Raw genomic sequence first — 8,538 nt, forward strand, 5'->3', positions numbered from 1 at the left:
CGACCCCGGGGCGGTACGACTGATCGGGTACGACCCGGACCAGCTCGGCGGTGGTCTGGCCGGGTTCGCCCCGTTGGGCACGGCGGGGCTGCTCACCTTCGTCGGCCCGGGCGGGTTGGGTCCGCTGCTGGACGACCTGGTGGAGCAGATCCGCCGGATCAACGAGACGGTCCTCGCCGGGGAGTACGCGTCGCTGCGCGAACTGGCGGCGGCGACCGGCCGACGACCCGAACCGTGGCGGGTGGCGGTGCTGCTCGGCGGGGAGGAGCTGAACCGGCACGAGCGCGGGCAACTGGACCGGGTGGTGCGTGCCGGCGCCGCCTGCGGCGTACACCTGGTGGTGCACGGTGCGCCGTTGCCGGAGGACCCGACGGTGACCCGGGTGGTGGCCGAAGCGTCCGGCGCGCGGATCGGCGGTTCGGCCGGGCTGCCGGTCCGGCTGGACCCACCGCCACCGGCGACGCTGGTCACCGAGACCTGCCGGGACGTGGCCGCCCGGGTGAACGCGGGCCCGCCGCCGACCCCCTTCACCGACCTGCTGCCCCCGCCCGAGCTGATGTGGCGGGAGGACTCCGCCGACGGGTTGACCGCGCCGATCGGTGAGGGCCCGCACGGCCGGCCGGTGCGGGTGACGCTGGGCGACTATCCACCGCACGCGCTGATCGGTGGGCCGTCCGGCACCGGCAAGACCAACCTGATCTTCGCCTGGATCGGCGCCCTGGCGGCCCGCTACTCCCCCGCCGAGCTGGAGTTCTACCTGCTGGATTTCAAGGAGGGGGTCTCCTTCGCGCGGTTCGCGCAGGGCCGGCGCGACCCGAGCTGGTTGCCGCACATGCGCCTGGTCGGCATCAACGTCAACACCGACCGGGAGTTCGGGCTGGCGCTGCTGCGCTTCCTCGCCGAGGAGTTGCGCCGACGCGCCGACGCGGCCAAGAAGCACGAGGTGACCAAGCTGGCCGAGCTGCGCGCGGTCGACCCGACCGGGCACTGGCCCCGCATCGTCGCGGTGGTGGACGAGTTCCAGATGCTGCTGGCCGGCCGGGACGTGGTCGCCCGGGAGGCGGCCGACCTGCTGGAGGACCTGGCCCGGCGCGGCCGGTCCCAGGGCATCCACCTGGTCCTCGCCTCGCAGGACGTACGGGGCATCGAGGCGCTGTGGGGCCGTCCCGCGCTGGTCGCCCAGTTCACCCTGCGCATCGCCCTGCCCAAGGCGTTGCGCATCCTCGCCGAGCGCAACGACGCCGCGCAGTCCCTGCCGCGTTGGCACGCGGTGGTCAACGCGGAGTCGGGCATGGTGGAGGGCAACGAGGTCGCCCGCATCCCGTCCGCCAGCGACTGGGAGACCTGGAGCGGGTTGCAGCACCGGCTGTGGCGGATGCGCGCCCCCGACGCGGCGCCCGCCCGGCTCTTCGACGGCGACGCGATCCCCCGGCTGGGCGACGCCCCGGACTTCCGGGCGCTGGCCGCGCCGCCGGACGGGAGCGCGCCGCGTAACCCGGTGGCGCTGCTCGGCGAGATCATCGACGTGCAGTCCCGCTCGGCGGCGCTGCGGCTGCCGCGCGCCCCGGGCCGCAACCTCGCGGTGCTCGGCACCCGGGTCGACGAGGCGTGCGCGGTGCTGGACGCGGCGGCCCGGTCGCTGGCCCGCCAGCACCCGCCGGGCACCGCCCGGTTCTCCATCGCCTGCCTCGACGCGGACGCCGACCCGGTCGCCCGCGCCCTCTACGACGACCTGGCCGACGACGCCGCCTGGTACGACGAGGAGACCGTCGGCGAGCTGATGGCCGAGACGGCCGACGGGCTCAGCGGCGGCCCGGGGAGCCCGCACTACCTGCTGTTGTTCGCAGTCGACGCGGCAGCGGGCGCGCTGGCAGTCCGGGCGGGTCGGCGGAGCGGTCTGGAGCAGCTGCGCCGGATCCTGCACGACGGGCCGGAGCGGCGCACGCACGTGCTGGCCTGGTGGCGGGGTGTCGCCCGGATGCGCGCCGACCTGGGTGGGCCGGCCGCCCGCACGGACCAGATCGGCGCGTGGGTGGCCCTGGACGCGCACGGCGGGGAGCTGGGTTCCTCGCTTTACCCGGGCACCGGCGGCCCGGACTGGTATCCCCGCCCGTGGCGGGGCCTCTTCTTCGACCGGGCGGTCCACCGCACCGGACAGGTGATCATCCCGTATGGACCGACACGATGAACGAACCGGTGACCAGCGAGACGTACGCGGCGCAGCTGCGGCGGCTGGCCGACCTCACCGCGCGGGTGCGCGAACAGCGCGCCGAGGCGCACACCTGGCACGAGCGGCAGTGCGCCGCCGCCGAGCGGGCCGTCGCCGACGCGGCCGAGCAGCTCCGCAGCGCCGAGGAGGAGCTGGTCGCCGCCCGTGAGCTGCAGGAACGGGTCGACGCCGAGGTGGCCCACCTGTGGCAGCTGGTGCGTTCGCGCCTCGGCGCCCGTCGCCTGGGCGGCCCGCCCGCCCCGGCCAACGGCGTCGGGGCCACCGACCCGGTGCTGCTGCTCGCCAAGGCCCGCGACCTGCTGGACCGGGCCGGTCAGCCGGGCGAGCTGCCGGGCTCGGTCAACCCGCTGCTGGCGCTCTGCGGGGTGGCCGGCGGGGTGCTGGCGTACGCGCTGGGTGCCGGTGCCCGCGCGCTCGGTGTCGGCTACGGCGGCGACCTGGCGGTCGGTCTGCCGGTGCTGGCGCTGGTGGTGACGCTGCTCGGCCCGCTGGTGGGTCTGGTGCCGGCGCGGGTGCTGGCCGACCGCCGGCACGCGGTGCTCGGTCCCCGGCCGATCACCGTGGTCTTCGGTGCCGGTCTGCTGACCACCGTGCTGCTGCTGGTCCTCGGCCGCTGACCCCGCGTGCGGCGGTCCCGCCGGCGCGGGGCCTCCCGCCGTGCGCGCCCCGTCGTGATCGACTCGGCTTCCTGGAAACCGCGCTGTCCCTGCCTCCCGGACACCGCGACTTCCTGAAAAGCGAGTCGATCACGGCCGGGACCGCTCGATCACGGCCGGGACCGCTCGATCAGCCGGTCAGAGCCGGGACGAGCACCGCCTCGCGGAGCAGCCGTCGGGCCAGGGTGACCCGGTCGGCGTCGTCGGGTAGACCCGGCAGGTCACCGACCCGGGTGACGGTGCCGGTGAGCAGGGCGCGGGCGGCCGGCTCGCAGCTCGCCGGCAGGGTGATGGTGCGATCGAAAAGCCGCACCGCCACCGTCTCCGGATCGTGCGGCACCAGCTGCCAGCGCAGGCCCGGCCGCAGTGTGAGCCGGGAGTCGGCGTCCAGGGTGGCCAGCGCGTCGGCCTGGGCGAGCGGCCGGATCGGTGCCGGGCGGGCGGCCGGCCAGGCGCGCTGGCGCAGCCGCGCGGCGACCGCGCCCGGGTCGGCGCGCAGCAGCCAGTCCCGCAACGCCTCCACGGTCTCGGTCAGCTCCGGCTCGATGGCGTCCGGGTCGGCGACGTCGGTGCCGAACGGCAGGCTGGCCCGCAGCCGCTGGTCCTCGGCGGCCAGCGCCAACAACTCCTCGACCAGGGCGTAGCGGGTGAGCGCGCGGATGCCCACGGTCAGGTGCAGCGAGCTGGCGTCCTGCGCCTGCGCGCTGTGCAGCCACCCCCGGGGCAGGTAGAGGGCGTCACCGGGGGCGAGCACCACGTCCAGCGCGGCCGGGCCCTGTGCGGTGGCGGCAACCTCGTCGGCGCGGCCACCCCACTGCTGCTTCTCCAGCGGGTCGGGCAGCACCGGCGGGTGGATGCGCCAGTGCTTGCGGCCGTCGACCTGGAGCACGAACACGTCGTGGGTGTCGTAGTGGGTGGCGAAGCCCTGACTGTCGGCCGGGGTCAGGTAGGCGTTGATCTGCAACGGCTGGTTGAGCGCGAGGCCCAGATCGCGGGCGAAGTCGACGAGCGGTGGCCAGATCCGGTGCAGACCCTGCAACACCAGGGTGGCCCCGGAGGCGTACTGCTCCAGGACCCGCTCGTCGAGGACCTGGTCGCCGATCTCGGCGCCCGCACCGCCGCCGCCGGTCCAGCGTGACGCCGCGACCAACTGGCCGTCCTTGGCCACGCGCAGGAACGGGGTACGCAGACCGCGCCGACTCAGCAGTTCGTCGGCGTCGGCGGGGCTGAGCAGGTCGGTGAAGCCGGACGGGTCGGGCAGGTCGGCGGCGCGCGAGAGCAGCGGGGTGTGCCCCCAGTGCGCGGCGGCGAACTTGGCCGGTTCGACCGAGACGCAGCGGGCCAACGCGGCGGTGGCCTCGGCGGACGGAACCGCCGGGCGGCCGTGGTGGCCGCCCGGCGGGTCGAGGTACGTCATGGCGTGCCGCTACCGGGCGCTGCCGTCAGCGCCACCGTCCTGCTGGCCCGGGGTGGCACCGCCGTCGGCGGGACCCTCCGCGCTGCCGTCGGCGCCACCGTCGTGCTGACCCGGGGTGGCACCACCGTCAGCGGGACCCTCCGCGCTGCCGTCAGCGCCACCGTCGTGCTGACCCGGGGTGGCACCACCGTCGGCGGGACCCTCCGCGCCACCGTCAGCACCACCGTCGTGCTGACCGGGGGTCGCGCCACCGTCGGCCGGGCCCTCCACGCCGCCGCCGCCAGTGGTCTGCATGTCGTCATCGTTGAGTGCCATCGGTACTCCCTCGGGTGTGCCGCCCCGCCGTGCGCCGGGGTCCGTCGTGCTGCGGGTGGTACCCCACGCGCGATCTTCTCTAACCCTCACCGTAGACGCCGAACCGGAGCGACACGGGCGGTTCGCGAGCGGCGGCGCAGAGTGCCAGGATGGGCTGGTGATCGTGGTGGGCACGTCCGGCTGGCAGTACCGGGACTGGCGCGGCCGTTTCTACCCGCGGGGTCTGCCCCAGCGGCTCTGGCTGGAGCACTTCGCGGCCGGGTTCGCCACTGTCGAGGTCAACAACGCCTTCTACCGGCTGCCCGAGCGGGACACCTTCGCCGCCTGGCGGGCGCGGACCCCGGCGGACTTCTGCGTGGCGGTGAAGATGAGCCGCTACCTCACCCACATCAAGCGACTGCGCGACCCGGCGGAGCCGGTGGCCCGGTTCCTCGGCCGGGCCACCGCGCTCGGTGACCGGCTCGGCCCGGTGCTGCTGCAGCTCCCACCGAACCTGCGGGCGGACGTCGAGGCGCTGGACGCGACGCTGCGACTGTTCCCGGCGCAGGTGCGGGTCGCTGTCGAGCCCCGGCACCCCTCCTGGTGGACCGACGCGACCCGGGCGGTGCTGGAACGGCGTCGGGCCGCGCTGGTGTGGGCGGACCGGCTCGGACGGCCGGTCGCCCCCCGCTGGCGCACCACCGACTTCGGCTACCTGCGGCTGCACGAGGGGCGGGCGCGGCCCTGGCCCCGCTATGGTCGCGCCGCGCTGCGGTCCTGGGTGCGCCGGCTGACCGACGACTTCGGCCCGGACGAGCCGGCGTACGTCTATTTCCACCACGAGCCGGGCGGCGCGGCGGTCGTGGACGCTGTCGCGTTCGCCGCGCTGGCCCGCCGGGCCGGGCACCCGGTGTCGCGGGTGCCCACCGCTGCCGAGGCAGCCGGCACCGACGACTGAGCCCGCCCGACGATGGTCGGGCGGGCCCACGCTGTCAGGCCGTCACGGCATCATCACCGCGAGATCCCTGGGCATGGTGTCCTTCACGTCCTGCCACTCACCCTGGGTGACGTGGCGGCGCAGCGTGTCCAGCACCACCTGCGTCACCCGCTCCGGGCCACCCTCCGCGTCGTACGGGAAGCCCTGCCGCACCTCGTAGAGGAAGTCGTCGCGGTTGAGCTTGATCGGCACGTCCGACGGCACCCAGCCGTCGAAGTAGATACCCCGGACCAGCACCGGCAACTGCTGGGCGAACTCCACGCTCTCGTTCACCGGCAGCCGGTCGCGCAGCAGGTGCAGCACCGTGCGCAGGGCCGCGTACGACTGGTTGCGTCGCTCCTTCGGCCAACCGTAGGCGTCCTCGATGTCCTTGAGAATGATGTTCGTCTTGTCCAGCGAGGACTCGAACGCCGAGATCATCGAGTCAGCCATTGGTCGACCCCCGTTCCGTGGTGTCCCACCGTCGGTCATCGGCGCGGCGCGGTGGCCCCGCCGGCCCACGGCGGGCCCGCACCGGGCTGCCCTGCGGTGCTCGCCGGGCGTTGTCGGCCGAGCCGACCACGTGCAGGACGGCACCACGCCGTCGATCCGTCACCAGTCGAACCGTCATCCCCGTCACCTCCGTGTCGTCTCCGGCGTCGACCGTCCGCGGACGGCCGTACCCACCGCGTCCACCCTCGCCGCGGGGCGGGTGATGCGGCACCACCCGGATCGGGTGAGGTCAGTCCACGTCGAGGAGACCGGCGAGGGTCTTCGCGTTGGTCTGCGCATAGTCGCGGTAGCAGTTGTTCATGAGAACGTGGGTCTGCCCGGCCTCGTCGGCCAGCTCGCGCAGCTTCGGCGCCCAGTCGGCCAACTCCCGCTTGGAGTAGTGGTAGCCGAACTTCTCGTGGATGTCCTTGCTGGTCCACTTGTCGCTGTGGCCGTGGAAACGCATCACCGCGAGGTCCGCGGTGGCGGCCAGCACCGGGGGGAGCGACGAGCGGTGGCCCTGCGGCATGTCCACGCACACGTACGGCAGGTGGTGCTCGCGCAGGAAGGCCAGGGTCTCGTCGGCGTTGTCACCGTCGAACCAGGAGGCGTGCCGGAACTCGTACACCGGGCGCAGGGGCGCGCAGCGCTTCGCCACCTCCAGCAGGTACTGCTTGTTGGCCCGCTTGATGGTGAACCAGGGCGGGAACTGGAACAGCAGCGCACCCAGTTTGCCGGCCTCTACCAGCGGGTCCAACGCGGACAGGAAGCGCGTCCACACCTCCTCGTACGACTGCGCGGGCAGGTCGTCGGGGTAGACGTTCTTCTTGTCGGTCTCGGGGCGCAGGTCCTTGTAGAGCGCGCTGACCCGGGTGGGGTGCCCGGTGAGCAGGCTGAACGCCTTGACGTTGAAGGTGAAGCCGGGCGGGGTGCGCTCGGCCCACAGCCGCGCGGTCGCCTCGGCCGGCGGGGAGTAGTAGGTGGCGTCCACTTCGACGAGTGGGAACTGCCGGGCGTAGTACGCCAACCGCTTCTCCGGGGTGTCTGCGGTCTGCGGGTACCACCCCGAGTCCAGCAGTGTGCGGTCGGTCCAGGACGCGGTGCCCACCAGGATGTCACCCATTGGTGCAGTCCATCGCGTCGCGGACCGACCGGCAACCGCTGGCGTGGCTCAGGCCGCCCGCCGCTCGCGCGTCTGCTTGCACGTCACGCAGGTGGTGGCGGACGGGAAGATCTCCAACCGCTCCACCGGGATCGCCGCCGAACAGCCCTCGCACCAGCCGTAGGTGCCCTCCTCGAGCCGGCCGAGGGCGTGCTCGTACTGGGCGCGGCGGTCGAGGATGGTGCGCAACAGGGACTGGGCGGTGTCCCGCTCGGCCGTCTTGGTGCCGCTGTCGGCCTGGTCGTCGCCGGCGGTGTCGCCGACCTCCACCAGCCGCAGCACCTGGCTCTGGAGCACCGCCTGGTCGTACTCGCCGGTCAGCTCGTCGTAGCGCGCCTGGAGCGACTGCCGGATCTGGTCGATCTCCGTCTGGGACCGGGTCGTACCGACCGTGTCGTGGACGAGCATCGCTGCCTGCCTTTCTGGGCCTCTGCCTCAAGCTGAACCGGATGCCGGCGGCACGGGGCCTCGGTCACGGTCGCGTTCGGTGCGCGGGCGATCACCCGCGCTCTGTGAGCCGGGCGAGTACCCGCCCGATCAGCCGCGCAAACCGACAGATTCTCGGTTGTTGTCAGCCGTCCTGGTCGGGCTCCACGAGCGCCGGTCGGCGGGGGTCGTCGGCGCGTACCACCACGTCGGCGAAGCTCGCCGGGACGACCTCCTCGGCGTACCTGTCGAAGGCCGGCAGCGCCCACTCCTGGGCTGCTTCGGTACGCCGGCGCAGTGCCGCCGGGGACAGCTCCAGGTGGACGGTCACGTCGAAGGGCAGGCCGCCGCCGAGCAGCAGGGGGCCGCTGACCAGGACGACGCCGCCGGGTGCCAGGTCGACGTAGCGGGCGCGGCTGGCCCGGTCGGCGTCGGCGTCCCAGAGCGACGGGAGCAGTCGGCCGCTGCCGCCCGGACCGGCCGGGTCCAGCACCTCGCGGCGCAGCCCGGCCTCGTCGACCCATGCCTCGTAGAAGGAGTCCGGGTTGGTGCGGCCCAACTCGAAGCGCAGCGACGCCGGGCGCAGGAAGTCGGTGGCGCGGACGTGCAGCACCGGGTGGCCCTGGGCGCGCAGCGGGTCGACGAGCGCCGCGGCCAGTTCGTCGGCGCCGGCGGCGGGAGCGCCGTCCACTGCCACCCGTAGCCGCGCGGGCCCGGCGGCGGCGCTCGCGACGCGGGTGGCCGCGTCGGCCAGCCGACCGGTCAGCTCGGTGACGAGCAGGTCGGGCGAGATGGGGCGGATGCGCACCGGACCATCCTGCCCCGCGCCGGGCGGCTCGGCGACGCCGGTCAGCCGGAGCGGTCGATGGTGACCCGGGCGTCGTC

At 74.2% G+C, this 8,538-nt stretch carries 10 protein-coding genes; 3 read left to right on the plus strand and 7 right to left on the minus strand.

Going from position 1 to position 8,538, the window contains the following annotated elements:
• Both KBX53_RS13475 and KBX53_RS13480 read left to right on the plus strand, forming a co-directional pair.
• A partial coding sequence (locus tag KBX53_RS13475) for an FtsK/SpoIIIE domain-containing protein (protein WP_210859552.1) occupies nucleotides 1–2,188 on the plus strand: 2,188 nt, incomplete at its 5' end.
• Complete coding sequence (locus tag KBX53_RS13480) at nucleotides 2,185–2,847, plus strand: hypothetical protein (protein ID WP_210859554.1); 663 nt, start codon at nucleotides 2,185–2,187, stop codon at nucleotides 2,845–2,847. The genes KBX53_RS13475 and KBX53_RS13480, both read left to right, overlap by 4 nt.
• A gap of 169 nt (nucleotides 2,848–3,016) precedes the next feature.
• Here the strand turns inward: KBX53_RS13480 and KBX53_RS13485 are convergent, their stop codons facing one another.
• Both KBX53_RS13485 and KBX53_RS13490 read right to left on the minus strand, forming a co-directional pair.
• A complete protein-coding gene (locus KBX53_RS13485; RefSeq protein ID WP_210859556.1) occupies nucleotides 3,017–4,303 on the minus strand; it encodes a cupin domain-containing protein in 1,287 nt (428 codons plus the stop codon).
• A 9-nt stretch (nucleotides 4,304–4,312) separates the two neighbouring features.
• Nucleotides 4,313–4,618: a hypothetical protein gene (locus tag KBX53_RS13490; protein ID WP_030332739.1), complete on the minus strand. Its 306-nt coding sequence runs from the start codon at nucleotides 4,616–4,618 to the stop codon at nucleotides 4,313–4,315.
• Nucleotides 4,619–4,775: 157 nt separating this feature from the next.
• On the opposite strand from KBX53_RS13490, the gene KBX53_RS13495 reads away from it, so the two are divergent.
• The gene (locus tag KBX53_RS13495) at nucleotides 4,776–5,555 is read left to right on the plus strand and encodes a DUF72 domain-containing protein (protein ID WP_210859557.1); all 780 of its coding nucleotides are present in this window, start codon (nucleotides 4,776–4,778) and stop codon (nucleotides 5,553–5,555) included.
• Nucleotides 5,556–5,597: 42 nt separating this feature from the next.
• On the opposite strand, the gene KBX53_RS13500 is transcribed toward KBX53_RS13495, so the two are convergent.
• The 5 genes from KBX53_RS13500 to KBX53_RS13520 form a co-directional block, all read right to left on the minus strand.
• Nucleotides 5,598–6,026, minus strand: coding sequence for a DUF2267 domain-containing protein (locus KBX53_RS13500; RefSeq protein WP_030332735.1), 429 nt, complete (start codon nucleotides 6,024–6,026; stop codon nucleotides 5,598–5,600).
• A complete protein-coding gene (locus KBX53_RS13505) occupies nucleotides 6,019–6,204 on the minus strand; it encodes a hypothetical protein (RefSeq protein ID WP_030332733.1) in 186 nt (61 codons plus the stop codon). The genes KBX53_RS13500 and KBX53_RS13505 overlap by 8 nt, the downstream gene beginning before the upstream one ends.
• 111 nt (nucleotides 6,205–6,315) lie before the next feature.
• A complete protein-coding gene (locus KBX53_RS13510) occupies nucleotides 6,316–7,188 on the minus strand; it encodes a DUF72 domain-containing protein (RefSeq protein ID WP_210859558.1) in 873 nt (290 codons plus the stop codon).
• Nucleotides 7,189–7,236: 48 nt separating this feature from the next.
• A complete protein-coding gene (locus tag KBX53_RS13515) occupies nucleotides 7,237–7,635 on the minus strand; it encodes a TraR/DksA C4-type zinc finger protein (protein WP_030332729.1) in 399 nt (132 codons plus the stop codon).
• Between the two features lie 163 nt (nucleotides 7,636–7,798).
• Complete coding sequence (locus tag KBX53_RS13520; protein WP_030332727.1) at nucleotides 7,799–8,461, minus strand: uridine kinase; 663 nt, start codon at nucleotides 8,459–8,461, stop codon at nucleotides 7,799–7,801.
• Nucleotides 8,462–8,538 lie beyond the last annotated feature (77 nt).

Origin of the sequence: Micromonospora sp. M51 (assembly GCF_018070305.1) — a bacterium.
Taxonomy (GTDB): Bacteria; Actinomycetota; Actinomycetes; order Mycobacteriales; family Micromonosporaceae; genus Micromonospora; species Micromonospora parva.

What these genes read in the sequence shown, in the direction of transcription:
- KBX53_RS13480 (WP_210859554.1), top strand. Translation starts at nt 2,185, where the DNA reads ATGAACGAACCGGTGACCAGCGAGACGTACGCGGCGCAGCTGCGGCGG.
- KBX53_RS13485 (WP_210859556.1), bottom strand. Translation starts at nt 4,303, where the DNA reads ATGACGTACCTCGACCCGCCGGGCGGCCACCACGGCCGCCCGGCGGTT.
- KBX53_RS13505 (WP_030332733.1), bottom strand. Translation starts at nt 6,204, where the DNA reads ATGACGGTTCGACTGGTGACGGATCGACGGCGTGGTGCCGTCCTGCAC.
- KBX53_RS13515 (WP_030332729.1), bottom strand. Translation starts at nt 7,635, where the DNA reads ATGCTCGTCCACGACACGGTCGGTACGACCCGGTCCCAGACGGAGATC.
- KBX53_RS13490 (WP_030332739.1), bottom strand. Translation starts at nt 4,618, where the DNA reads ATGGCACTCAACGATGACGACATGCAGACCACTGGCGGCGGCGGCGTG.
- KBX53_RS13500 (WP_030332735.1), bottom strand. Translation starts at nt 6,026, where the DNA reads ATGGCTGACTCGATGATCTCGGCGTTCGAGTCCTCGCTGGACAAGACG.
- KBX53_RS13510 (WP_210859558.1), bottom strand. Translation starts at nt 7,188, where the DNA reads ATGGGTGACATCCTGGTGGGCACCGCGTCCTGGACCGACCGCACACTG.